Genomic DNA, 23,044 nt, shown 5'->3' with positions numbered 1-23,044 from the left:
ACTTGCCGGACGACGTTCGGCTGATAGTCTGGAAAAATGACCGACGCGGAAACGATGACTGCGGTGCTTTGCGACCGCTATGGAGCGCCCGACACGCTTTGGCTGGACGACGTGCCCATCCCGGCGCCGGCACCGGGCGAAATCCGGGTGCGCGTGCATGCCGGAACGGTGAACCGGACCGATACGGCCACGCTACGCGGCCATCCTTTCTTCGCGCGGGCGATGACGGGGCTCTTGCGACCGAAGATGCCCACGCTCGGGATGGATTTCGCCGGCGTGGTCGACGCCCTGGGCGAGGGCGTGAGCGCCTTCCGGCCCGGGGAGCGGGTCTTCGGCCTGTCGCCCGAGCGGTTCGGCGCCCATGCCCAATATCTCTGCCTGCCCGCCGATGGACCGTTGGCGCGGATCCCGGGCGATCTCGCCTTCGACGAGGCTGTGGTGGGCGAAGGCGCCTGGTATGCCGACGCGACCACCAGCCTGCTCTCCGAGGGCGCCCGCTGCCTGATCTACGGTGCCTCCGGCGCCATCGGCTCGGCGGCGGTTCAGCTTGCCAAGGTGCGCGGGGCGCATGTCACGGCGGTCGTCGGAACCCGTCACCTCGAATTGGCCCAGAGCCTGGGGGCCGACCGGGTGGTGAATTACGAGACCGAGGATTTCACCGCGATCGGCGAGCGCTTCGATCTTGTCATGGACGCGGTGGGCAAGACCTCGTGGCGCGCCTGCCGCCCGCTGCTGACGCCCGACGGGATCCTCACGGCGACCGATCTGGGCCCCGGCTGGTCGCACCTGTTCCTCTCCGGCTGGTGCGCGCTCACCGGCAGCAAGCGCGTGCGGCTTCCCTTTCCCGAGAATGCCCCCGGCTTCGTGCGGCGCCTCGCCGGGCTGATGGCCGAGGGGCGGTTCCGGGGCGTCTTCGACCGGCGCTATCGGCTGGACGAGATCGTCGAGGCCTTCCGCTATGTCGAGACCGGGGAGAAGACCGGGATCGTGAGGATCGACATCCCCTAGGATCAAGACGGGCGGATCACGATCTTGCCCCTGACCTCGCCATGACCGGTGCGCGCCAGTGCCTCCGGCAGCTCGGCCAGCGGCAGCTCCGCCTCGAGATGCGGCGCGATCCGCCCCGCCTGCGCCAGCGCCGCCACGCGCGCGGTCAGTTCGCGCCCCGAGGGCACCATCAGCATTCCGATCGATTTGTGCCGCCCGCGGTAGATCGCCCCACCGAGCAGGAGCCACAAGAGCACGCGCACCTCGCCGCCGACCGCTCGGTAGATGCCGCCCGGCGCGAGCGCCCTCGCGATGCGGCGAGGCCCGCGCGTCGCCACCATGTCGAGGATGCGATCCCAGGTGCGCCCCGTCTCGGTGAAGTCCTGTGCGCGATAGTCGATCACCTCGTCGGCGCCGAGCGCGCGCAGCCAGTCGACCTTGCCGCCATTGTCGACCGCGCTCACGAAGGCCCCCGCCTGCTTCGCCAGTTGCAGCGCCATCGTGCCCGAACCGCCTCCGGCCCCGTTGATCAGCAGCCTGTTCCCTGCCGTGACATTTTCGGTTCCGGCGACGGCGATGCCGCCCGCCTGCGGCAGACAGGCAGCGACCGCGTCGGACAGGCTCTCGGGCACCTTCACCATCAGCTCAGAGGGCACGCAGACAAATTCGGCGAAGCCGCCGCGGGTCATGACGACGTCCCCCATGACCCGGTCGCCGATCGCGAAGCCGGGAGCGTCGGGACCGAGCTTGTCGACGATCCCCACGACATCCGAGCCAAGCACCGGTTGCTTCGGCCGCCAGTATCCGCCGACCATTCGCGCGTAGAACGGCGCGCCCGTGAGATATTCCCAATCCGACAGATTCACCGCGCAGGCGCTCACCCGGAGCCGAAGCTGGCCTTTGCCCGGCTCGGGCACCGGCAGGTCCGCAAGCCGCAACTGCTCGGCCCCGCCGTAGCGGTGATAGGTCATGGCCTTCATTTGCCGGGTCCGGGAGGGTCGGTGAACACACGGACCAGCATCGTGCCGACGATCCAGCCCCCCAAAGTCCAGACGATGGTGGCGCCGGGGCTCAGGTAGCCGCCGACAAATCCGGCAATCGCGATCACCACGCCGATTGCGCCGACCAGTCCGACCAACTCCTGTCTCTTCTGTCGCAAGCCCATCGGCCTCTCTCCCTCCTCATGCAAATCCTAGTCGATGCGCGCGCGACGCCCAAAGATCACGGCCCCCAAGCCGAACAGCCCGACAAGCCCGACCGACAGCCAGCCGAGCCAGTCGCCAAAGCGCCCATAGAGCGTCCGGACCCCTTCCATAGGCACGTCGACCGTCATGATCCCGGCCTGCCCGATCCCGCGATCCATTTGCCCCAGAATGCGCCCGTAAGGATCCATCGCATAGGTGATCCCGTCATAGGTTGGCCGGATATGGGTGAACCCGTTCTCGACCGCGCGGTAGGGGTCGTTGAGCGTGATCCCCTTGGGAAACTCGTGCGAGCCGGTGAGCATGATGTCGGCCCCGACGCGCCCGGCCTGCAGCGCAAAACGCGGAAAGCTCATGTCGCGGCAGATGGCGACGGCGATCCGGCCAAATGGGCTGTCGGCGGTCTGGATGACTTCGGGGCCTTTGACGAAGACGCCGGTCTCGCCCATGTCACCGAGGCCGAGCAGGAAGCGCTTCTGGTAATCGACCCGGATATTGCCCGTGTCGTCGAACAACATCTGGCGGTTCTCGCCCTTGCCGGTCTTGGGCACCCAGGCATAGGGGATCGCCAGCCAGACGTGGTTGTCGGCGGCGATGCGGGCAAATTCGGCCCGGGCGCGCTCGTTGTCATCGGCGCTGACCACGATGGCGAATTCGTTGAAGGCGACGATCTGCGCGCCGTCCTGCGCCGCCTCTTCCGTCATCGAGCGGATCCGCGCAATGGTCGGCGCATAGGGGGAGGTCATGCGGTCGTCGAAGACCTGGACCATCGATTCCGGCCCGCCTTCTTCGGCCGGCATCACCACGGCGGCGACGCGGACGGTGGGCTTCTCGGGCGCCATCATCAGCCGCGCGCCGCCCCAGGCGAAGAGCGCGCCGAAGACTGCGACCAGCGCCACGCCCGCCACCAGTGTCGGGCGGCGCGCGAAGCTACGTTCCCAAGCGTAGTTCACCATGGCCGCGAGCCACGACCACAGGAAGACGAAGCCCCAAAGGCCCGCCAGCGCGTAGATCTGCAGAAGCGGCAGCGGCGCGGTGGCGAAGACGTTCTTGGCCTGCGTCCCGTTCAGCGGCGGCACGATCGAGGACAGGAACATCAGCGCCGTCACCGCCGCCGGAAACACCAGCGTCGTATGCAGCCCGTTGCCAAGCCGTGGCGTGATGGCCCGGTCGATCCAGTAGGGGATGACATAGAGCAGCGCGATCATCGTCGAGCGGACGATGTTGAAGATCAGGCTGATCTTCGGGTCGCCCATGTCGAAGATGCCCCAGAGCGAGATGTTGAAGGCAAGCACAAACCCCAGCGTCGTCAGCAGCACCGAGCGCCAGAACGGCAGCGTCCGGCTAAAGCGCAGGATGAGGATCGGCGCCACGACGATCATCGCGGGGATCATCGGCAGAAAGTCGCTGCGTCGGCAGAACATGAACAGCCCGAAGCCCGCCACGAACAGCAAGCTGGCCGTCACTGCGCTGGGCTTCTGCCCGGTTCCGCGCGCGATCGACATAAGAGACCTCCCTCGGTCGCGTCGAGACACCCGCCTCGATCGGCCGCGTCCTGCAAGACGCCTCTGGCGCGATACTCGGCAGTGAAGAGAGGCTAAATGATTGGCCGCTCTGGGCCCTTGATATGCGTCAAGCGTGGTAGCGTCGGACAGGGCGCTGACGGACGACAGGCAGCACTATCTGCGCAGGCAGGTCACCGCGCGACGATCCGTGCACTCCGTCTCGGGACTGCCGCAGCTTGGTTCGATCAAGAATGCAGCAGGCGCGGCAGTGACTGCCGCGCCTGTCAGATGATTTCGAGCTTGAAGATCTGGCGACCTGATCAGGAAAAGAATTTCGCCGCAGCCCGTCGTAGCGCATTCGCCATTTCGAGATAGCCGGCATAGCCGTTATTGTGATGCATCAGCTCATAGTGGTTCGCCCAACGCTCAATCTGCGCGCGCGGCACCTTGTCCGACCAGCTCCCTTTGCTTAGCCGGATCGCCCCATCTTCCAGACATTCCACTTCAATAGGTGCGTCACTCATATAGATTCCATCCCTATACCTTCAGGGCCCAATGAACTTGCGATGCGGCCCGTAACCCTGTGTAAAAAAGCTTATGTGAAAAAACTTGTTTCGAATTTCTATTAGCTAGCAAAAGAAGGCGCCGCCACTTATTGCGGAATTCCTGACTTTTGACTTCGATAACAGTGAATTGATCCATCAAAACGCAAGCCCGAGACGCGTGTCAGGCAGATCACCCTGGCGGGATCAGGGTCACGATTATGCGCAAAAACCGCGTCATGGCGGCACTTTTCTCCCTCCGACGGCCTTGATCACGGATCGCGCACTCGCAGGGCCTACCCCTGACCGTTGGTAAGACGCCGCGCGCAAGGGGCTGGAGAACAGGCAGGTGCGGAAATCGCGCCGTGCGACCGGTTTCACCAAGGCTGGCGAAGACCTGCGCGACCTGAACAGGCTGACGATGGCGTCTTCGCCACCGTCATAGGGGATTGTCGCTCGCATGATCATGCTCCTCCGGCTTGTCATCGTTGATTGAGTTGCACGCGCACGGCTTTGATGCCTTGCCGCGATACGCGATAAGGCTGGCCGTTCTGCGAGCGGATGAAGCGCCGTTTTCTCAGGCGCAGAAAGACGTCGAGCGTGCAGTCCGAAAGGACGTAACCGTCGCGCGTGTAACAGGTGATGGCGCGTATCTTGCCGCCCTCGCCTCTTTCATGGTGGATTGCTCCACCAAGGGCGAGTTCATGCAAAACACGCTGTTCGTGCTTTGAGATATTCAAGGGATTGGTCTCGATTTTATGAGAGTGCAGAAACAGAGGCACTCAGCGTTGCGCGTGAGTGTTCTTTTGGTTCTGGCGTTCCCGCATCACTTGACCGGGAACGGGCTTATGCCCGGGGCTCTTGCATAAAATCTCCATCGCATGAGGTCTCTGCCTCATACCTAGGAACCAGTTAGCCATGGTCGCAGAGCACAACAAGTCCCCTGCGACATCTCTGCGCGATCGAAGCAGTAGCGTTGCAGAAAAGCGGGCGTTCATGTCCCTTTGCAGAAGCTCTCGCGCCCAGCGTCCTGAAAAGGAGACGCAACGGCAGCGCCGGTTGCATTGTCCTCAGCGACTATCTACGCCATCACATACACCAGCCCAGATTGGACAGCGGTAATGCCGATATTCCTGATCCTCATGGTCATTGTCGCAGGCGCCGTTGGAGCGTTCTTCTGGCTCAAGCGGCATAAGCGAGCCCAACTACTGACGACCGCGTTGCCGGAGCGTCAGCGTCGCATCGTGAAACAACAGGTTCCGCTGATCCGAAGACTGCCGAGCGACCTGCAAGCCCGGCTCGACGGCAAGATCAGCCTGTTTCTGGATCAGGTCGAATTCCTCGGCTGCAATGGCTTGGAAGTGACCGAGGAAATGCGGCTCTCCATCGCCGCCCAAGCCTGTCTTCTCGTCGTGAATTCAGACAGCTGGTACGATCACCTTCGCACCATCCTGATCTATCCCGGCGCCTTCAAGTCCAGACAAGCTCAGCGCAGCGGCTATGTTCTGACGGAACGCGAAACCATCCGGACCGGGGAGAGCTGGGCGCGCGGCCCGGTCGTTCTGTCTTGGAAGCACACCCGGTGGGGCGCCTCCAACGATCATGATGGTCACAACGTCGTCCTGCATGAGTTCGCCCACCAGCTCGACGATCTTTCAGGTCACACGGACGGCATTCCGGTGCTGAGCAAAGAGCAGAGCTTCGCGGGCTGGGCAGTGCCATTCTCCGAGGCCTACGAGCGCCATGTTCAGCACGTCAAACACGGGCGGCGCACCGTGATAGACGCCTACGGCGCCGAGGGGCCGGAAGAGTTCTTCGCGGTTCTGGTCGAGGCCTTCTTCGAGCGACCGGCAGAGCTGAAACACGCCGAACCTGCGGTCTATGAACAGCTGTCGATACTCTTCCAGCTTGAGCCATCGACATGGGCCTGATGGCCCTGCGCGCAGGCTCGCCCCCGTGACCGTCCGATCTGCACCGGAAGATCCGGTATCCACAGGCTCATCGAGCTCTCATCGAGGGTTTCAGGACAGCGCGGCATACACTCCGGATCGAGGCCGCCGCCATCACAGCCCGGCAAAGGCGTCGGTGTGAATCCATCTGCGACGGACCCCACATTTCCGCAGCATCTTCAGAAACCCGGAGACCATGGTGCTCGCGCCGGAAACATAGACGCGCCGTTCGTCCAGATCGGGAACGCATTCGCGCAAGTTCGTCTCGTCCATCCGGCCCTGCACCAGCGTAACATCGTCATATATGGCGGAGCCGGGTTCTCCGGACACCGCGTAGACCACCTTCATCCCCAACTCGTTGCGCGCGCGCGTCAGCAGCTCTCGATAGGCGATCTCGTCTGCTGACCTGTTCGCGTAGACCAGAACGATATCGCGTTTCTCACCGCGTTCGAGGAGGTCGGCGATCATGCTGCGAAACGGGGTAATTCCGATCCCGCCCGCGATGAACAGGAGCTTCTTCTCGCGCTGCCGCGGCAGGACGAATGTGCCCGCGATCTGCGAGCCATAGATCGTGTCGCCTTCCTGCATCCGCAAAAGCCCCCGCTTGAACGCGCTGCCATGAGGGTTGAACTTGACGCCAACCCGCACGGCCGAGGCCCCGGGCGCGGAGGCGATGGTGAAGGGCCTGCGGTTGCCGCGCTTGTCCGACCCCGACAGCCCCAGCGTCCAGTCGAGATACTGGCCTGCTCGGAATTTCAGGGCGCGATCCGACTGAAAGACGAATTCGTAGCAATTCGCGGCGATCTCCTCGACACCGATCAGCTTCATCTTGAACCGGCCCTTGGGGCTGGCGGCCCAGGCGTAGATATTCGCCACGAGGAGGGCCATTTCAGGGGAGAAGTACATCGTCCCGATATGGATGTTCGAGGAAGACAGCACCCCGACAATGGCGGCGTAGACATGCCGCGACCAGCGACCATGCGCGGCCGTCAGCGGCTCCGTCAGCATCGCGAAGCCCGCGAAGAACAGCGGCGAGTAGAGGAGCGTCTGTTGCAGCGCCATTCCCATCATATCCGGCGGCGTCGTCAGCAGAACGGTGGCAAGGTTGGACAGGATGTAGACAGCAATCATGCCGAGGCGCTCGATCTTGTAGACGACGAGCAGCCCGCCGAGGATCACCAGAGGCGACAGCTGAGGCGTGCCCCCGACCCACCACAAGGCCGGGGTGTTGAGCCCTACCCCCGCGACAACGGCGCCGATCGCAACCGGGTTGAAGATATGCTTATGCCCGAGCGTCAGGATGAATTTCGACGCAATCGCTGCGACCGATGCGAGCACGATCGCGGCCAGTGTCATCGGATCGGCGAAATCCGCTGGCGGCATGATGAGCGCGAGGATCAGTGCCGTGATATGAACGGATTCCGCGTTCGTCGGCAGCTTCAGAAAAAAGCTGAAAAGCCGGTTCGTCACCCAGGCGCTCGCGACAGACAGCACGAGCGACACGACAAGCCCGACAGGGTCGAGGAAGGCCGCTCCCATCATGCCGACCACGATCCCGCCCAGAAACAGGATCCCGAGATAATAAACCATCAATCGATACATGGTGACGCCATTCAGCGAACGCCTGATCAGTTTCATCATGAGAAGACAAACTCCTTGAAACCGGTCGTTTGCACGGCCGTTCCATCGTGGTGGATTTGGTAGGCTTCGACACCGTCGAGGGCTTCGATGTAGTAGATGCCCTGCTCGCCCATCGCGAAGGCCGCCGTGGCGTGCAGGTCCGCGACGAGAACGTCATGCCCGATCACGGTGATGCTGACGGGACCTTCGATGCGGCGGGTTCGGTCATGCGGGTCATAGATATGATCGCCACGGACGTAGTTGCCCGACGTCGCCACGCCCTGCCCTCTCGGCGCGATCGCCTTGACGATCTGGCGCGGATCGAAGGGATTGCGAATGCCGATCGACCACTCCCGGTCGCGCGCATCGCGCCCGCCGACCTGAATGTCTCCGCCCGCATCTATGCAGAAATTCCCGAACCCGTCTCTTTCGAGCAGTCGGGCCGCACCGAGGATCGCCCATCCCTTCACGACACCGGAGGGATCGATGGTTCCATCCTCGCGCCTAATGTCGAAATACCCGTCCGTGATCTCTTGCATGCCATGCGCGATCTTCAGGACGTCGCGCATCTGGGAACTGAGCGCGGGCGCGTCGATCTCGCCCGAATTGAAGCGCGAAACCTCGCTGTCAGGGCGGAAGGGGCTGAAGCGTTTATCGGCGTCATTGAAGACGTCGAACACCCTTTCGTGAATGTCTGCGCCCTGAGAATTCGGGATGTCGAGCGTGATCGGCATTCCCATGATGATCCGCGTCTCGACGGTCATGGCCGGACTATTTCAGCGATTTCAGCAACGCATCATTTGCCGAATTCAGGAACGCCTGGCTGGTGAGCGTTGCGCCGGAAATGTAGGAGACGTTGGTATTCTGCGCCATGACGATTTCGCGTTCGAGCATCGGCAGCGCCTTACTATTGATATAGCGGCTCGTCCTGCGATCCGTTGGCGACCTCAGGATATCGATGGAGGCGATTTTCCCATTTTTCACATGGGCTTGCACCTGCACATAGCCGTAATACTGGCGGACCGGAGACCCGGTCCAAGTGCCATCCTGAAAATGAGCGTTCGCGGGAATTTGGCGAGACTGCGAAAAGCTCGAGAAAAAGCCTGCCGAGGCTGCGGTCGAACTTAGCAGCACAGCGAGAACGGTGCCTGAGAGTGCGCTTGTAAACTTCCTGCTCGTCATTGGGGACCTCCTGACATTCCTTGCGGGCTCCCGGCCCGGTGACTTCGATTTGACGGTCGCTCAACTGCCCCCAGACCACTTATAAAGATACGTGTTCCGCATCGACATTGAAGTCGCGCCCGTTCCCCTTTGCGTGAAGCAATCGCGAGCGATGGGAGCGGCCGATCATGAACACAGTCGCGCGCAACCCCACATCAGATTGGGGCGCCGCTTTTCCCTCGCGGATTTTCTCGGATTTTCGCTGTGCCGGCGCTGGTGCTCCGTCAGCCTTGTCGCCGCTGAAACAGCAACCTGAGGCAGAACGCAGTCTCTGCGAGGATCGTCAGCCCATATGCCGGGGCGAAAGCCGCTGAGAGGTCGGGGGCGAGAAACCGGATCCCGCTGCCGATCAGATAGACCAGACCGGCCAGCGCGAGCCCCACCCCGAAGGCTTTCGCGAAGAGGCCCGAGCCCCAGACCAGCGCGCCCATCATCAGGCTGTTCACACCGAAGAAGACCAGCCCGAGATCATATCCGTGGCCATGCAGGTCGAGAAAGATCAGCGCCAGCGACTGGGCGTCGGCCACATCATGGGCGTTTGACAGGAGCAGCCAGGCCATCTGCAAGGCCATCAGGTTTGCCGCGATGAGGACCGCCTGAACCAGCCGAAACACCATCGCCGATAGAGCGAGACCCGGAGCGACGCTGCGAAAAATCAGGTAAAGCAAGACGGCAAGCCCCGCATCGCTCAGCGCCATGACCAGATCGGCGACGATCGCCAGCCGGAACTGGCCCGGTGCCGCCAGTATCGCCGCGGCCGTGCCCGCGGCATCCGAAAGGTCGATCAGGGGAGCGCGCAGGCCAAGCTCGGCGCCGAGCCCCATGACGATGATAATGAGGTAGAGCAGCCCGGCGAGGCGCGACTTTCGGATCAGGTCGTCGGTCAGGGAAAGTTGGGCCACGCGGAAGTCCTCCGTTGATTGACGCTCACGCCGCTCTCGATTGCGCCACGCGCGAAGCGCGGAAGCTATTGGCAACGCGCGGACGGTTCGCGCGCTGCCCGGCCCAGACCGAGATCAGAACGATAGCCGCGCCGCTCATCTGGAGCAACGACAGGCCCTGCCCCAGCCAGAGCCAGCCGAGGGTGACCGCCGTGACCGGGCTCATCATCCCCAGCATCGAGACCGCGCCGGGCTCGAGACGGGCAATGCCCCGGAACCAGATCGCATAGGTCGCGCCCGCCCCGATCAGGCCAAGCCAGATCAGACCTGACAGGTTCACCGCGGTCAGCGGCGGCAGGGACGGCTCGACGACTAAAGCCAGCGGCAGCAGAACCAGCCCGCCCGCCGACAGTTGCCAGCCGGTGAACCTCAGCGCCGAGACGGGCGGCTGCCATTTGCGGCTCAGCACGGTGCCCGCCGCCATCGACGCGGCCCCGCCAATACCGGCGATGACACCCACGGGATCGAGCGCAGCCTCTGGCCCCAGAAGAAGCAGCGCGACACCCAGAACGCCCGTCGCCGCAGCAGTGACGGCCCCGGTGCGCACCGGCGTCCCAAGCCAGCCGCGCGCCATGAGGATGACCATCATCGCCTGAAGCGAGCCGAGCGTCGCCGCGACCCCGCCGGGCAGACGATAGGCCGCCACAAAGAGAAGGCTCCAGAACAAGGCGAAGTTCAGGCTGCCAAGAAGGAATGTGCGCCCAAGCCATGCACGCGGCGGCAGCGACCGCGTGAGCGCGACCAGCAACAGCCCCGCAGGCAAGGCGCGCAGGGCCGCAAGCGTGATGGGGTAGCCAGCGGGCAGCGCCTCGGTGGTGACGAGATAGGTGCTCCCCCAGATAGCGGGGGCGAGCGCCGTGAGGAAAATATCGGTAGTGCGTGACATTGGGTAACTCGTATTCAGGGAGAAGCGAGAGGGAAAAGACCGGGCCTTGGGGCGGTATCGGTGCGCCGCGTCAGGGCCCTTCTGAATGCCTCACCTCATGGAAACCCTCCTCAGGCGTGGGTTCGACGCAATGGCGGGTGAACTGACGAAACTGGGCTTCGGAGATCTCGAACGGGTGATCCCCGCGATGATTGCGCGCCTGCAATCGCGCCAGGCAAAAAGCATCGGACACGTCGAGCACATGAAGCTGATGCGCCGCATCGGTCTGGTCGAGGATACCGCGTAGCCAGTCCCGTTGCGTGACGGTATTCGCCGGGAAATCGAGGACCACCGAAAGCCCCGCATTCAGCAGTTTCGCGACATGCGGCGCGACGACCCGCCGGAGCCTCGACGAATGGTCGACGTAATCGGACGGTGACCGCAAGGCATCGGCGAAGAGCACATTGAGCCACTCGTCCTCGGCGATGAGTACCGTTCCGGGCGCACGCGCCAAGCGTGCCGCCAGAGTGGATTTGCCAGAGGCGATCTTGCCGCACAGCATATAGAGGGTCGGAGATGGATAGGTCATTTCGGCACCTTCGGTCGGGTCGCTCAGCGGAAATGGCGCGGAGAGAGACAGGGGCGCTCGGGCCAAGGCTCGAGCCCGATGTCGCGCATCAGATGGGGCGAGAGATCGCGCGGCACGCGGCGCGGATGGAAGCGCCGATGCCGGAGACCACGGAAGATAAAACGGATCTTCATCAGGGGCACTCCTCAGGCGACGAGTTTCAGCGAACTGCGCAGCTGTGCCGCCAGGTCGTCGCGCGTCCCGTTCACGAGGCGCGCACCGGTTTCCCGGACGATCAGCGCGGGAATGGAGCGGACCTGAAGCGCGCGGGCGCGTTGCCGATCGGCTTCGACGGCTTGGGCCGTGGCCGGATCGTAGAACGCCTCTGCGAAGGCCGCCGCCTCGAACCCGAGGCTTCGCGCGACGTCGCGCAAGATGACCGGATCGGCGATATTGCGGGCCTCGGTGAGATGCGCGCGCTGCAACCGGTCGAACATGTCCCAATGGGCGTCCTGCCCGCCCAGCGCCTCTGCGGCTTTGCATCCGAGCGCGGCGGTCATCCCGTGCGGATAGTCGAAATCAGCGGCCCGCATGGCCTCGATATCGACAAGTTCCGGCCGGTCGCTGACCTCTCTGCAGACAGCCCAATGCCCGAGGATGGTCTCGCGCGCAGATCCGGGGGAGCCCCAGCGCGCGGCCATTTCGGCGCGATCTGCCTGCAGGACGAAACTGCGATGCCGGATGTCGAGATCGAACTCGGAGGCGAGGCTGCGCATCCGCGACGAGATGTTGAAACACCAGCAGCAGACGACGTCGTGAAAGAAATCGATGGTGAGCTTGGGCATCAGGCGGCCTCCTCTTTCAGAGCGGTCCCCGCCAGCCGCGCCGCGATGCGCGCGACATGGGCGCCTTGGAAGCGGGCGCCTGCGAGATCGGTCTCGGTCGGTCTCCGTGATCCGTCCGCCCCGGCGATCGTGCCGGCGCCATAGGGCGCTCCGCCGACGATCCCGTCGGCCCGCGTCTGATCAGCGAAGGTGTAGGGCATCCCGGCGATGAGCATTCCGAAATGCTGCAGTGGAATCTGCGTGGAAAGCAGCGTCGCCTCGTGCCCGCCATGCTGCGAGCCGGTCGAGGTGAACACGGCGGCGACCTTGCCGACCAACGCATTGCGCGCCCAGAGCCCGCCCGCCTGATCGAGGAAGGACTTCACCTGCCCGGCCATCATCCCGAACAGCGTGGGCGTGCCGAAGATGATCGCATCATAGGCTTCGAGATCGGCGGGACTGGCGACGGGCGTGTCGTCGGCGGCGAAGCCAGCCTTCTGCCGGATGTCATCGGGCAGGGTTTCGGGAACGCGGCGCAGTTCGACATGCGTACCGGGCACGCTGCGCGCCCCCTCCGCCTCGGCTTGAGCGAGCGCACGGACATGGCCGTAGCTGGAATAATAGAGAACGAGAACGCGGGTCATTGGATCCTCTCAGGGCATGGGTTTCATTGCCTGAGAAGATCGCGGATCAGCCGCGTCGGAATAAGCGGCCGAGGCGCAAATCACTCTTTACGCCGGTTGAAGAATGTCAGCCGTCCATCGCCGCCCGCAGATGATCGAGAAACGCCGTCACTTTGGCATCCATACCCAGCCGAGAGGCCGTCACGGCGAAGATCTCCGGTGCGGGCAGTTCCCACTCGGGCAGCACGCGCACAAGATCGCCGCGCCCCTCCGGCTCGTTCGAGACGAAATCCGGCAAGGTGCCGATGCCTTGCCCCGCGATCAGCAGGTCGCGCAGCACGAGACTGTTGCCCACGCGAATGGCGGGATCGAGATCGAGGCTGATCGCGCCCTCCGGCCCGTGCAGCGCCCATTTCGTCAGATGGTCTGCAAGCAGGAAGCCGATGACCCTATGCCCTGCGATATCCTTCGGTCGCTGGGGACTGCCAGCCCGCGCGAGATAGGCGGGCGCGGCGAAGATGCGCTGACGCATGGTGCCGATCTTGCGCGCGACGAGAGCCGAATCCGGCATCGCCGGTCGGATGCGGATCGAGACATCGAAGCCGCCCTCCACCATGTCGACAACTCGGTCATCGAGCGAGAGCGACAGCCGCAGATCGGGATGCGCCTCCAGAAACCCCGGCAGGATCGGGGAAATCACCGTCTGCCCGAAGGAGCTCGAGGCGTTCACTTTCAGATGCCCGCGCACCGCCCCGGCCCCGTCGCGGATACGCGTCTCGACCGAGGTCACCGCGTCGAGGATGCCGCTCGCCTCGTCATAGTAGAGCCGCCCGGCATCGGTCAGAGACATCGAGCGCGTCGTGCGTGTCAGCAGTGAGCTCCCGAGGCTTTCTTCCAGCAGCTTTATCTCGCGACTCAAAAGCGCGGGCGACACCCCGACATCCTCCGCCGCGCGCGCGAAACTGCCGCGCTCGACGATGCGGCGGAAGGCTTGCATCACGGAAAGCTTGTCCATCTCGGAAGACCCTCGAAGCGGTCAGGTAGCGCTCCGAATAGCACGAATTTCGCGACAGGCGAACTGACTTGCCCGGTGCGATGAAAGGACACTCAATCCGACGCCTGGCCGCGAAGTGAAATCCAGCGACCAGCGCGCGTCAGGCCGGGCTTCGACCCGGAGCCGCGCCCCCGCCCCGCCAGTATTGCACCCGGCCTTTAAACGACCAGCTAAGCCGGCACGGTAATTTGGCGCAGTTCCTCAAGCTCTTCCTCGGACATGTCCAGCGCATCGCGGGTCAGATCGTGAAGCTCTTGCATCAACGATTGAGCCTGCTCGATCTCTTCCTGCGTGATCGGACGAGACGGATGGGCAAAGAAACCGAGTGAGCGGTCCAGCTCGCCGAGCGCAATGGCTTTTCCGAAGCGCAATCCGAAACGCGCGGCGGCGCCGAACACGTCACTCTCGTCACCGTCGGCGAGATCTGCCCAATCACAAATGCCCTGATTGGAGATCGCCCAGCGGACCGCCGGGTCCACAAAAACGAGCTCTTTTTCAGTGTAGTAATCGACCCACTCTTTTGGATATGTGAGGTAGCGGAGGGTCGGATTGGCAAAGCGAATATGCAAGCCTAACGCGAATGTCCAATCGGAAACCCGATTCAGACGTTGCAAGCGGTCCTCGATTATGCGCAGTTTATCCAATCTTCGCCTCCTGACCACATCGGGTTAATTCTCGCCGATGTCTATGGCGTATTTAGGGCCGTTTTCCCAGAGCCTACGATTAGTACATTAGGAATAAAAGACCTGAGACCAATGAAGCCCAGCGATTGCAAGCCCCTTTTCGCAGAGCTCGCACCTGAAGGTTGTTATGTGGCAATCCGCGTGGGCTTTTACGCGCCCGAAGTAGAGATGAACCTCTTCTCTGCCGAATGGATCGACCACTACACCCGGGTAGGGGGCGCGTTATCAGACCCTTTGCTGCACTGGGCGCGTGACAATTCAGGACATGCGCATTGGCACGAAATTTCGGTTCCGGGCAAGACCTCTATTCTTGCAGATTACGCACGCTTTGGACTGTCACACGGTTGCGTTGTCTCGATCCCAGGGTCCGACGAAGTCCCGAAACGCTCCGTAGGCATTTTTGCCCGTCACGACCGGAACTTCTCAGCTTCGGAGCTGTCCAAGCTCGAACATGCTTTGAAAAACTTGCACGAGGACGGTGCAAAACCTCTCACCGGCCCGCAGCTGGAAGCGCTCAAGCTCTATTCCGAGGGGTATCTCTATAAGCAGATCGCTCATGCCCTCGACATTTCTCAAGGCGCCGTAAAGCTCCGCCTCAAGAACGGAGCCGATCGGCTGAAGGCTCGATCCGTTCGGGAAGCGGCTCACATTGCCGCCAGCCGCGGCTTGCTGTAACACTATGTTGTGAGAATGCCTCAACGGCAGATGTCTGATCCATAGAAACGCGCATTGCTCTCAAATCTATCGGTCAAGATACAGAGGGGGCCGCAGTGGACATCATTGATCTTGGCTCGCGACGCCCAACGACTGAAGACTACGTGTCCTACATCGAGACGATGTGCGATACGCTCGAACTCGACTATGGTTCTTACGCTTCGGTCAACCCTGTAACCGGGGATGTCGTTGGATATGCAAACTACGCAGACGACTGGAAGCAGCACTATATCTCGCGAAATCTCCACCGCGTCGATCCAACACTTCATGTTGCAAGCCGAAGCATAGCTCCCGTCGACTGGCAACGTTTCGAACGGGATCAGAAATTCCATTCCGTATTCCGGGCAGCTGCCGATTTTGGCGTGAGCTCTCAGGGATTAACGGTGCCCATCCGGGGCCCCTATGGCGATCGCGGATTGCTGTCAGTGACGAGGCACTGCTCGCTCGAGGAGTGGGGGAAACTGAAGAAGCACATCATGGGGCACCTTCAGACCGCAGCGGTTCACATGCATGACTCTGTCATGCGAAGCACTAACCTTTTCAATGCTTTGGGCTTCCCTGCCCTCTCGGCGCGCGAAGTCGAAATTCTTCAATGGACCGCTGTCGGGAAGCAGCAGCAAGACATCGGCGACATTCTCTCGATCTCCCATCGCACGGTCGAAATTCATCTGCGATCGGCGAGAACCAAACTTGGTGCGATGACAACGAGCCAGGCTGTCGGGCGGGCCATTGGCATGGGCTTGATCCTGCCCGGCTGACATCTACGCACAATAAACGTCGTGCCGCTTCCCCAAGCCCCCCCCTTACAGGCGCGCTCGTCGCCCAAGCACCACGGGAAAATCCGCCAGAATTTCGTCGCAGCGCGTTTTCGCGATCGAAACGGCAAAATCGAACCCGATGTTCCTGCGGGGTGTTCCGCACCTATAAGGGGTTTCCCTTATTCACAGAGCCGTCGTTTGAAACCTATAAATCGAGCAAGAAATCAAACGGTGGACACCAAAATGATCATTATCGTCGACTCGCTCAACTCTCACGAACATTCTGATCTTCTTGCGGAAATGCACCGGCTAAGAGCGCGCGTCTTCGAGGGCCGCCTGGGCTGGGACGTAAACGTCTCCGACGGCATGGAGCGCGACGCATTTGATGATCTCGACCCTGCCCATGTCATCAGCCTTGACGATCAAGGCCGGGTGGTCGGCTGCATGCGGCTCTTGCAAACGACGGGCCCGCACATGCTGTCGGATGTCTTTTCTTGCCTGCTCGACGGGGAGCCGCCAATCCGCAGCCCTCATGTCTGGGAGGCGACCCGCTTTTGTGTCGATACGAGCTTGCTCGGGCGCGGCCCGACCCGCAATTCGATCTCCTATGTCACCAGCGAGGTGATGATTGGGGCTTTCGAATACGGGATGAGCGCTGGCATCACCGACGCAGTCGCCGTGATCGACCCTGTCATGAACCGCGTCATGCAAAGATCCGGGAACGCACCCTACGGCTATCTCGGCTCTCCGCATCCGATGGGCAAGGTAACCGCACTCGCAGCGCTCATGGATTGCTCCGAAAAGCGCATCGAGAGCCTGAGAGCGTTCTCCGGCATTCGCCACGATGTGTTTGAGCTCCAAGCCTACGAGGAGACCTCCTGATGGACATCGTCCAGCTCCTTCAGATGTCGAATTTTTCCTGGGGACCTTCGATTGGCGACAATGGTCGCGACGATCATCAATGGATCTCCTGTCTCTTGGCTGATCTCGTAAGCTATTCCGAAGAGAACCATCTGGACGAAGTCGGCGACATTCTTGCTGAAGCGCTGGAGAAGATCGCGCCCTTGGTGGCAAATCATGATGAGAATATGGGGGCGGCGGCCTTCTCTCATAACGCAAGACCGGAAAACGTCGTCTTGCTGCGGGCTTGATCGGGGAGCAATTTTCGCGCTGACTCCGCATGCCTTCAACCTTGGGTCTCGCGCGGACTGTAGACGATCTCGCCGTTGAGCAGTTCATCGCGGAACGTGGCGTTGAAGCTCTCGCAACATCCAATCTCCCAGGGTGATCCCGGTTCGATATGCGCGGCCTTCGCGACAACGGCGGCAGTCCAGTCCTGAACTGCCTGCGCCACGAACTCCGGGCCGCTGTCCGAGCGGATGTAGGCTGACACGCCGCGTGAGGCATGACCGACAAGCACCGTAACCTGCCGCGCTATCGGGGCGTTCGCCGCGCCACTGGCACGACTCTCACCCTTTTCGGAGAGCGTGAATCACGAAGCCGCGAACGGCGCCAGCCAAGCAAAGAGCTCTGCCCCGGCGAACGCGCTGAAAAGCTTGGATTCAGCCAATAAAACGCCGATCCATAACCTTGCCTTATGCCTATGATTATAATTTCCAAATTTTTATTTATCACGCCATCTGCTATGAGCATCGGGCAAGGCGGGAAGCCCCGCGCCGCGGCCCCTATTTCGGACAAGCAGCGGCACGTCAGACCCTGACCGGTCTCCCCGATCAACCCGTGCTCAGCAGGAGGAAGCACAGATGGATGGAAACGAAGTGAACACCGGCGGCAAGTGCCCGGTGATGCATGGCGGAAATACCGAGCTTGGCTCGAACGTGATGAATTGGTGGCCGCAGGCGCTCAATCTCGACATCCTGCACCAGCATGACACCAAGACCGACCCGCTGGGGCGCAGCTTCGACTATGCCGAAGAGGTCGAGAAGCTCGACTACGACGCGCTGAAAGCCGATCTGCATGCGCTGCTGACCGAAAGCCAGGAGTGGTGGCCGGCTGACTGGGGCCATTACGGCGGTCTGATGATCCGTCTCGCCTGGCACTCGGCGGGCTCCTATCGTCTCGCGGACGGGCGCGGCGGCGCTGGCACCGGCAATATCCGCTTCGCACCGCTCAACTCTTGGCCCGACAATGCGAGCCTCGACAAGGCCCGTCGCCTGCTCTGGCCGCTCAAGAAGAAATACGGCAACCGGCTCAGCTGGGCGGACCTGATCATCCTTGCCGGCACCGTCGCCTATGAAAGCATGGGGCTGAAGACCTTCGGCTTCGGCTTCGGGCGCGAGGACATCTGGCATCCCGAGAAGGACACCTATTGGGGCGCCGAGAAGGAATGGCTCGCGCCGTCGGACGAGCGCTACGCCAATGTCGACAAGCCCGACACGATGGAAAACCCGCTGGCCGCCGTGCAGATGGGCCTGATCTACGTGAACCCCGAAGGCGTGAATGGCCAGCCCGACCCGATGAAGACCGCGGCGCAGGTCCGTGAGACCTTCGCGCGCATGGCGATGAATGACGAGGAAACCGCCGCGCTGACCGCGGGCGGCCACACCGTCGGCAAATGCCACGGCAATGGCGACGCTTCGGCGCTCGGCGCAGAGCCTGAAGCGGCCGATGTCGATCAGCAAGGCCTCGGCTGGTTCAACCCGAACCTCAAGGGGCAAGCGAGCAACGCGATCACCGGCGGGCCGGAAGGCGCCTGGACGACGAACCCGCTCGAATTCGACATGGGCTATTTCGAGATGCTCTTCGGCCATGAGTGGGAAGTCACCCAGAGCCCCGCTGGCGCGAAACAGTGGAAACCGGTGGACATCGCCGAAGAGGACATGCCGCTCGACACCTCGGACCCGAGCCAGCGCCGGATGCCGATGATGACCGATGCCGACATGGCGATGAAGGTCGACCCGGTCTACAACGAAATCTGCCAGAAATTCATGGCCGATCCGGAGTATTTCAAGGAGACCTTCGCCCGCGCCTGGTTCAAGCTGACCCACCGCGACATGGGGCCGAAGGTTCGCTACAAGGGCCCGTGGGTGCCCTCGGAAGATCTGGTCTGGCAAGACCCGGTCCCCGCCGGTTCGACCGATTGGGACGTGGCGGCTGTGAAGGCGAAGATCGCGGCCTCGGATCTGTCGGTGGCCGAGCTCGTCTCGACCGCCTGGGACAGCGCGCGCACCTATCGCGGCTCGGACATGCGCGGCGGCGCCAATGGCGCGCGCATCCGTCTCGCCCCGCAGAAGGACTGGGAGGGCAACGAGCCCGCCCGTCTGCAAAAGGTGCTCTCGGTGCTCGAGCCGATCGCGGCGGAAGCCGGCGCCTCGGTGGCCGACGTGATCGTGCTGGCGGGCAATGTCGGCGTCGAGAAGGCGATCAAGGCGGCCGGTCATGACGCGACGGTGCCCTTCGCGCCGGGTCGTGGCGACGCGAGTGACGAGATGACCGATGCCGACAGCTTCGACGTGCTCGAACCGCTCGCCGACGGCTTCCGCAACTGGCTCAAGAAGGACTACATCGTCTCGCCCGAGGAGATGCTTCTGGATCGTGCCCAGCTGATGGGGCTGACCGCGCATGAAATGACCGTCCTGATCGGCGGCATGCGGGCCATCGGCACGAACTACGGTAGCACCAAGCACGGCGTCTTCACCGACCGCGAAGGCCAGCTGACGACCGATTTCTTCGTCAACCTGACCGATATGGGCTACAGCTGGCATCCGGTGGGCGACGGCACCTACGAGATCCGCGACCGCAAGACCGGCGCGGTTAAGTGGACCGCGAGCCGCGTCGATCTGGTCTTCGGCTCGAACGCAATCCTGCGCGCCTATGCGGAGGTCTATGCCCAGGACGATGCGGGCGAGAAGTTCGTGGAGGACTTCGTAGCCGCCTGGACTAAGGTGATGAACGCCGATCGCTTCGATCTGGCCTGATCGCCTGTCTTACAGAAAACCGCGCCCCTCGCAGGATGACCTGCGGGGGGCGTTTTCGTTTGGGGGGCCAAAGTTTGCGTAGCAGAGGGCAGCGCCCGATCGCCGGGTGGGCGCCCTGCCCTTCGTGGTCAGCGCTTTATCCCGGCCAAATCCGGATGACCTCGACCCGCGCGCGCAGGTCACCAAAGCGCCCGCCCGAGGGGGCGGTCGGGCGCTGCCCGGGCCGCTTTGCGGCTAGTCCGGGCGGGGCATTGTCCAACTTAAAGCGCCGCCGTCGTCACGTAGCGCAGCGCGCGGGCCACCTGTTCGGGGGTGCGCGCCACCGCATTGGCCGCCGCGTCGACCTCCTTGAGCGCATGGTCATGCTCGGGCGGCTGGATCACGATGATCGGCTTGCCGAGCGCCGCCGCATAGCCCGCGTCAAAGGCCGCGTTCCACTGCTTGTATTTCTCGCCGAAACACACCACGAGCACATCGCAGCGCTCGATCCCGGTGCGGATACGGATCGCGTTGAGCGACGCGCCCTTGCGGTCATGCCAGAACTTGTCCTCTTCCGCGCCGAAGATCTCGACCCCGCAATCATCCGAGGCCCCGTGATCTGTCACCGGCCCTGACCATTCGATCTCGAGCCCCTCGCAGGCAGATTTCACTGCCTCGCGCCAATCGGTGTGAATCTCGCCGGCCAGATAGACATTCAGTTTCATCGCATCCTCTTTTCGCTGTCGCGAGGCCCCGCTTCGGGCCGCCTCGCTTTTCCGGCGTGATCCTTGAGGATCGGGACCAGCTTGGCAACCTCTCCGGTCGTCCGCCCCCCTCCGATCCGCTCCCCATGCGTTTGATCCGGCAGCGTCCCCAACGAGGGGCTTCACAGCGCTGACGACAAAGTGGAGCAACCGTCATCGTCCTCACCTTCATGCAATGCGAAGGATGATCGACACAGTGAAACATCGCTGGGGAAACCACAAAATGCCTCGGAGAGAACAGGCTAGTCGCGCGAACCGCGGCGCTCGACCTAGAGGATCGCGGTGAACCCTATAGTTTCTCATAGATTGCGTGGACTTGGCACAGTGGCGTGAAATGCGCGTGATCGGCTCGATCTGCCGGGCCGTGATGACACACTCACAACTCGGGGTATTCTCATGACATTCAAATTCGCGCTCGCGGCGTCAGCCGCCTGTCTTGCGCTGTCCGCTTGCAACAGCAGCAATGGGTCCTCCGGGGCGCTGTCCTCCAAGGAGGCGCAGCAGGTTGATGCAACCTATAAGGAATATCAGGATCGTATCGACAGTGGTGACCTGACGGCGGTCACGGATACGCCCACAGGGCAAGCGTCAATGTCGGGCTATATGGGCATCAGCGGCGTCAATCCCGACGACCCCACCACGACGGTACTCGGGAAGTTGGCGATGGATATCAATTTCGACGACAATTCGGTGGGCGGCACGGTGTCCAACCTCGGCATCTACAGCGGTGAAACGCTGACCAAGGACAGCAATGTCAGTGGAACCCTCGACGTCTCGGGCACCGCCGGGACTACCCTCGCCGCAACTGCCTCCGGTGATCTGCGCGCGCCCGGCGATTCCGGGACGACCAATTTCAACGTCGACATGACCGGCAGCTTCTATGATGACGCGGGTACGCTGACCACGGTGGGCGACGTCAGCGGCACGATGACCGAGGCAGGCAGCGAGCCCATCAATGTCGGTGGCAATTACTACGCCACCGAGAATTGACGCAGGGCTCTCCCTGCACTGGCCGGGCGTTCTGCGCCCGGTCTCTTTCGGTCTCGCCCAGAGGCAATCGACGAACGCGATGCGACACTGCTCTTCCTTTCACATGATCTGGCTTGCCCTCGCGCTTGCCGCCTCCATGCTCTTGCCGACACGCAGCTTCGCGGAGCAGACAGTTTCGGATTGGCTCGCTGTGGCGAATGCGCAGCTCGCGCAGGGCAAGCCGGGGCGAGCGCTGCTGATTTTCGGCGAAATCGCGGCGCGCCATCCGGAATTTTCGCCTGCGCAGAGCGGGTTGAAGCAGAGCTTCACGCAACTCGGACCAGTTCGCCGCAACGAGGCGTTCCTGCGCTACGCGCTCGCGAACGACCCCGCTCACGAAGCGGCGCTTCTCGCGGCCTGGCAGGCGCTTGATCGCATGCATCCGGTGCGCTTCTCTGCCACCGCCTCGATCCTGCCGAGCAGCAATGTCGATCACGTCGCTTCAGAGCGTTATCTCGTGACCGATTTCGGCACATTTCTGATCGATAGCGGTGGGAACGAGACCTCCGGGGTCGGGCTGGGCTATGGCGCGAAGCTGGACTGGTTTGTGCAGCCGCGACCGGGGCATCGCATCCGGTTTCGCGCCTCCTTCGCGGGGGCATGGTATCACACTGCGACCCTACGCTACTCGGAGCCCGCGCTTGCCGTGCAATACCAGCATCTCGGTGGTCGCGCGCCATGGTCGCTAGAGGCTTATATCCGCGACAGGCGCTATGGCGGCGGGTCGCAGGACATTACCTCGGACAATCTCACGCGCGGAGTGCGGTTCGCGAAAGCGTGGCGGTCCGCAGGGGCCGGGCGCACGCTTCTCCGGTTGGGCGGCGAGTATGTCGGCTACAGCGAAAAGCCCTATCTGACTGGACCGAGATATCGCGTCGACCTTTCGCACCGAACCAGATTGGGGCGGCGCAGCAGCTTGAGCTACGGTCTACGGCTGGAGCGCGCTTTACCCCGGAAGGACTATCATCGCTATTCCGGCGCAGAGCTGCGCGTAGGCATCGAGCGGCCCTTGATCGAGGGGCTTCGAGGAGGAATGTCACTCAGCTACGGAGAGCGCCACTACGACGCGGCGTTTCCGATCGTTGGCGTGCATCGCCGCGACCGGACGGCAAGCCTAGGCCTGAGCCTGAAGTTGGACCGCGCCAAAATCCTCGGGCGAGCCCCCAGGATCACCTGCACCGCGCGCCGCACGCGGTCGAATGTCGCGCTATACACGACAAACTCGGTCGATTGCGCTCTTTCCCTCAAACTTGATTTTTGAGGAAAATCTGGCACCGT

26 protein-coding genes and 1 pseudogene are annotated in these 23,044 nt (G+C 62.7%); 9 read left to right on the top strand and 18 right to left on the bottom strand.

The window, feature by feature from the left end:
- Positions 1-36: 36 nt before the first annotated feature.
- Positions 37-1,008: an NAD(P)-dependent alcohol dehydrogenase gene (locus AC2TZ7_RS07175; protein WP_489866405.1), complete on the top strand. Its 972-nt coding sequence runs from the start codon at positions 37-39 to the stop codon at positions 1,006-1,008.
- A gap of 2 nt (positions 1,009-1,010) precedes the next feature.
- Here AC2TZ7_RS07175 and AC2TZ7_RS07170 read toward each other — a convergent pair whose 3' ends face one another.
- From AC2TZ7_RS07170 to AC2TZ7_RS07150, 5 genes are all read right to left on the bottom strand, one after another.
- A complete protein-coding gene (locus tag AC2TZ7_RS07170) occupies positions 1,011-1,967 on the bottom strand; it encodes an NAD(P)-dependent alcohol dehydrogenase (protein ID WP_489866404.1) in 957 nt (318 codons plus the stop codon).
- Positions 1,964-2,125 (bottom strand): hypothetical protein, encoded by a 162-nt coding sequence (locus tag AC2TZ7_RS07165; RefSeq protein ID WP_489866403.1) that lies wholly within the window; start codon positions 2,123-2,125, stop codon positions 1,964-1,966. Before AC2TZ7_RS07165 ends, AC2TZ7_RS07170 begins: the two co-directional genes overlap by 4 nt.
- A gap of 54 nt (positions 2,126-2,179) precedes the next feature.
- Positions 2,180-3,694: a nitrilase-related carbon-nitrogen hydrolase gene (locus AC2TZ7_RS07160; RefSeq protein WP_489866402.1), complete on the bottom strand. Its 1,515-nt coding sequence runs from the start codon at positions 3,692-3,694 to the stop codon at positions 2,180-2,182.
- A 320-nt stretch (positions 3,695-4,014) separates the two neighbouring features.
- Complete coding sequence (locus tag AC2TZ7_RS07155; protein WP_489866401.1) at positions 4,015-4,218, bottom strand: hypothetical protein; 204 nt, start codon at positions 4,216-4,218, stop codon at positions 4,015-4,017.
- A 500-nt stretch (positions 4,219-4,718) separates the two neighbouring features.
- The gene (locus tag AC2TZ7_RS07150; RefSeq protein ID WP_489866400.1) at positions 4,719-5,018 is read right to left on the bottom strand and encodes a YjhX family toxin; all 300 of its coding nucleotides are present in this window, start codon (positions 5,016-5,018) and stop codon (positions 4,719-4,721) included.
- 339 nt (positions 5,019-5,357) lie between these two features.
- On the opposite strand from AC2TZ7_RS07150, the gene AC2TZ7_RS07145 reads away from it, so the two are divergent.
- Positions 5,358-6,167: a M90 family metallopeptidase gene (locus tag AC2TZ7_RS07145; protein ID WP_489866399.1), complete on the top strand. Its 810-nt coding sequence runs from the start codon at positions 5,358-5,360 to the stop codon at positions 6,165-6,167.
- A 132-nt stretch (positions 6,168-6,299) separates the two neighbouring features.
- Here the strand turns inward: AC2TZ7_RS07145 and AC2TZ7_RS07140 are convergent, their stop codons facing one another.
- From AC2TZ7_RS07140 to AC2TZ7_RS07090, 11 genes are all read right to left on the bottom strand, one after another.
- Complete coding sequence (locus AC2TZ7_RS07140) at positions 6,300-7,826, bottom strand: ferredoxin--NADP reductase (RefSeq protein ID WP_489866398.1); 1,527 nt, start codon at positions 7,824-7,826, stop codon at positions 6,300-6,302.
- Positions 7,823-8,569, bottom strand: a complete 747-nt coding sequence (locus AC2TZ7_RS07135) for an FAD:protein FMN transferase (protein WP_489866397.1) — start codon at positions 8,567-8,569, stop codon at positions 7,823-7,825. Before AC2TZ7_RS07135 ends, AC2TZ7_RS07140 begins: the two co-directional genes overlap by 4 nt.
- 7 nt (positions 8,570-8,576) lie before the next feature.
- Positions 8,577-8,987, bottom strand: a complete 411-nt coding sequence (locus tag AC2TZ7_RS07130; protein ID WP_098410158.1) for an FMN-binding protein — start codon at positions 8,985-8,987, stop codon at positions 8,577-8,579.
- 263 nt (positions 8,988-9,250) lie between these two features.
- Entirely contained in the window at positions 9,251-9,928 is a 678-nt protein-coding gene (locus AC2TZ7_RS07125) for a DUF4386 domain-containing protein (RefSeq protein WP_489866396.1), read from the bottom strand.
- Positions 9,929-9,953: 25 nt separating this feature from the next.
- Entirely contained in the window at positions 9,954-10,853 is a 900-nt protein-coding gene (locus AC2TZ7_RS07120) for an EamA family transporter (protein ID WP_489866395.1), read from the bottom strand.
- Positions 10,854-10,923: 70 nt separating this feature from the next.
- Positions 10,924-11,421 carry a P-loop nucleotide/nucleoside kinase family protein gene (locus AC2TZ7_RS07115; protein ID WP_489866394.1) on the bottom strand — a complete coding sequence of 166 codons (498 nt, stop codon included), beginning with the start codon at positions 11,419-11,421 and terminating at the stop codon, positions 10,924-10,926.
- Between the two features lie 23 nt (positions 11,422-11,444).
- Positions 11,445-11,594: a hypothetical protein gene (locus AC2TZ7_RS07110; RefSeq protein ID WP_489866393.1), complete on the bottom strand. Its 150-nt coding sequence runs from the start codon at positions 11,592-11,594 to the stop codon at positions 11,445-11,447.
- 12 nt (positions 11,595-11,606) lie between these two features.
- On the bottom strand, positions 11,607-12,245 hold the full coding sequence (locus AC2TZ7_RS07105) for a DsbA family oxidoreductase (protein ID WP_489866392.1): 639 nt from the start codon (positions 12,243-12,245) through the stop codon (positions 11,607-11,609).
- Positions 12,245-12,868: an NAD(P)H:quinone oxidoreductase gene (gene wrbA, locus AC2TZ7_RS07100; protein WP_489866391.1), complete on the bottom strand. Its 624-nt coding sequence runs from the start codon at positions 12,866-12,868 to the stop codon at positions 12,245-12,247. Before wrbA ends, AC2TZ7_RS07105 begins: the two co-directional genes overlap by 1 nt.
- A 106-nt stretch (positions 12,869-12,974) precedes the next feature.
- Complete coding sequence (locus AC2TZ7_RS07095) at positions 12,975-13,862, bottom strand: LysR family transcriptional regulator (RefSeq protein ID WP_489866390.1); 888 nt, start codon at positions 13,860-13,862, stop codon at positions 12,975-12,977.
- Positions 13,863-14,071: 209 nt separating this feature from the next.
- Positions 14,072-14,545: an autoinducer binding domain-containing protein gene (locus AC2TZ7_RS07090; RefSeq protein ID WP_489866389.1), complete on the bottom strand. Its 474-nt coding sequence runs from the start codon at positions 14,543-14,545 to the stop codon at positions 14,072-14,074.
- Between the two features lie 111 nt (positions 14,546-14,656).
- Between AC2TZ7_RS07090 and AC2TZ7_RS07085 the strand changes: the two genes are divergently transcribed.
- From AC2TZ7_RS07085 to AC2TZ7_RS07070, 4 genes are all read left to right on the top strand, one after another.
- Positions 14,657-15,259 carry a helix-turn-helix transcriptional regulator gene (locus AC2TZ7_RS07085; RefSeq protein WP_489866388.1) on the top strand — a complete coding sequence of 201 codons (603 nt, stop codon included), beginning with the start codon at positions 14,657-14,659 and terminating at the stop codon, positions 15,257-15,259.
- Between the two features lie 95 nt (positions 15,260-15,354).
- Positions 15,355-16,056 (top strand): LuxR family transcriptional regulator, encoded by a 702-nt coding sequence (locus AC2TZ7_RS07080; protein ID WP_098410141.1) that lies wholly within the window; start codon positions 15,355-15,357, stop codon positions 16,054-16,056.
- A gap of 243 nt (positions 16,057-16,299) precedes the next feature.
- Positions 16,300-16,938 carry an acyl-homoserine-lactone synthase gene (locus AC2TZ7_RS07075; protein WP_489866387.1) on the top strand — a complete coding sequence of 213 codons (639 nt, stop codon included), beginning with the start codon at positions 16,300-16,302 and terminating at the stop codon, positions 16,936-16,938.
- Complete coding sequence (locus AC2TZ7_RS07070) at positions 16,938-17,207, top strand: hypothetical protein (protein WP_489866386.1); 270 nt, start codon at positions 16,938-16,940, stop codon at positions 17,205-17,207. Before AC2TZ7_RS07075 ends, AC2TZ7_RS07070 begins: the two co-directional genes overlap by 1 nt.
- A 41-nt stretch (positions 17,208-17,248) precedes the next feature.
- Here the strand turns inward: AC2TZ7_RS07070 and AC2TZ7_RS07065 are convergent.
- A pseudogene (locus tag AC2TZ7_RS07065) lies at positions 17,249-17,455 on the bottom strand (integrase core domain-containing protein); the annotation flags it as partial.
- A gap of 364 nt (positions 17,456-17,819) precedes the next feature.
- On the opposite strand from AC2TZ7_RS07065, the gene katG reads away from it, so the two are divergent.
- On the top strand, positions 17,820-19,994 hold the full coding sequence (gene katG, locus AC2TZ7_RS07060; RefSeq protein ID WP_489866385.1) for a catalase/peroxidase HPI: 2,175 nt from the start codon (positions 17,820-17,822) through the stop codon (positions 19,992-19,994).
- Between the two features lie 260 nt (positions 19,995-20,254).
- Here the strand turns inward: katG and AC2TZ7_RS07055 are convergent, their stop codons facing one another.
- On the bottom strand, positions 20,255-20,698 hold the full coding sequence (locus AC2TZ7_RS07055; RefSeq protein WP_098410138.1) for a YtoQ family protein: 444 nt from the start codon (positions 20,696-20,698) through the stop codon (positions 20,255-20,257).
- A 435-nt stretch (positions 20,699-21,133) separates the two neighbouring features.
- Between AC2TZ7_RS07055 and AC2TZ7_RS07050 the strand changes: the two genes are divergently transcribed.
- A complete protein-coding gene (locus AC2TZ7_RS07050) occupies positions 21,134-21,727 on the top strand; it encodes a hypothetical protein (RefSeq protein WP_489866384.1) in 594 nt (197 codons plus the stop codon).
- 190 nt (positions 21,728-21,917) lie between these two features.
- Entirely contained in the window at positions 21,918-23,027 is a 1,110-nt protein-coding gene (locus AC2TZ7_RS07045) for a surface lipoprotein assembly modifier (RefSeq protein ID WP_489866383.1), read from the top strand.
- The last annotated feature ends 17 nt before the right edge of the window (positions 23,028-23,044 follow it).

The organism is Thioclava sp. ISO4, assembly GCF_058105145.1.
This window is presented reverse-complemented; position numbering and strand designations above follow the sequence as displayed.

Bases quoted from the DNA above. Each gene is read 5' to 3' on its own strand.
- AC2TZ7_RS07175 (WP_489866405.1), top strand. From the start codon at position 37: ATGACCGACGCGGAAACGATGACTGCGGTGCTTTGCGACCGCTATGGA.
- AC2TZ7_RS07170 (WP_489866404.1), bottom strand. From the start codon at position 1,967: ATGAAGGCCATGACCTATCACCGCTACGGCGGGGCCGAGCAGTTGCGG.
- AC2TZ7_RS07160 (WP_489866402.1), bottom strand. From the start codon at position 3,694: ATGTCGATCGCGCGCGGAACCGGGCAGAAGCCCAGCGCAGTGACGGCC.
- AC2TZ7_RS07155 (WP_489866401.1), bottom strand. From the start codon at position 4,218: ATGAGTGACGCACCTATTGAAGTGGAATGTCTGGAAGATGGGGCGATC.
- AC2TZ7_RS07145 (WP_489866399.1), top strand. From the start codon at position 5,358: ATGCCGATATTCCTGATCCTCATGGTCATTGTCGCAGGCGCCGTTGGA.
- AC2TZ7_RS07140 (WP_489866398.1), bottom strand. From the start codon at position 7,826: ATGATGAAACTGATCAGGCGTTCGCTGAATGGCGTCACCATGTATCGA.
- AC2TZ7_RS07135 (WP_489866397.1), bottom strand. From the start codon at position 8,569: ATGACCGTCGAGACGCGGATCATCATGGGAATGCCGATCACGCTCGAC.
- AC2TZ7_RS07130 (WP_098410158.1), bottom strand. From the start codon at position 8,987: ATGACGAGCAGGAAGTTTACAAGCGCACTCTCAGGCACCGTTCTCGCT.
- AC2TZ7_RS07120 (WP_489866395.1), bottom strand. From the start codon at position 10,853: ATGTCACGCACTACCGATATTTTCCTCACGGCGCTCGCCCCCGCTATC.
- AC2TZ7_RS07115 (WP_489866394.1), bottom strand. From the start codon at position 11,421: ATGACCTATCCATCTCCGACCCTCTATATGCTGTGCGGCAAGATCGCC.
- AC2TZ7_RS07110 (WP_489866393.1), bottom strand. From the start codon at position 11,594: ATGAAGATCCGTTTTATCTTCCGTGGTCTCCGGCATCGGCGCTTCCAT.
- AC2TZ7_RS07105 (WP_489866392.1), bottom strand. From the start codon at position 12,245: ATGCCCAAGCTCACCATCGATTTCTTTCACGACGTCGTCTGCTGCTGG.
- wrbA (WP_489866391.1), bottom strand. From the start codon at position 12,868: ATGACCCGCGTTCTCGTTCTCTATTATTCCAGCTACGGCCATGTCCGT.
- AC2TZ7_RS07095 (WP_489866390.1), bottom strand. From the start codon at position 13,862: ATGGACAAGCTTTCCGTGATGCAAGCCTTCCGCCGCATCGTCGAGCGC.
- AC2TZ7_RS07085 (WP_489866388.1), top strand. From the start codon at position 14,657: ATGAAGCCCAGCGATTGCAAGCCCCTTTTCGCAGAGCTCGCACCTGAA.
- AC2TZ7_RS07075 (WP_489866387.1), top strand. From the start codon at position 16,300: ATGATCATTATCGTCGACTCGCTCAACTCTCACGAACATTCTGATCTT.
- AC2TZ7_RS07070 (WP_489866386.1), top strand. From the start codon at position 16,938: ATGGACATCGTCCAGCTCCTTCAGATGTCGAATTTTTCCTGGGGACCT.
- katG (WP_489866385.1), top strand. From the start codon at position 17,820: ATGGATGGAAACGAAGTGAACACCGGCGGCAAGTGCCCGGTGATGCAT.
- AC2TZ7_RS07055 (WP_098410138.1), bottom strand. From the start codon at position 20,698: ATGAAACTGAATGTCTATCTGGCCGGCGAGATTCACACCGATTGGCGC.
- AC2TZ7_RS07050 (WP_489866384.1), top strand. From the start codon at position 21,134: ATGACATTCAAATTCGCGCTCGCGGCGTCAGCCGCCTGTCTTGCGCTG.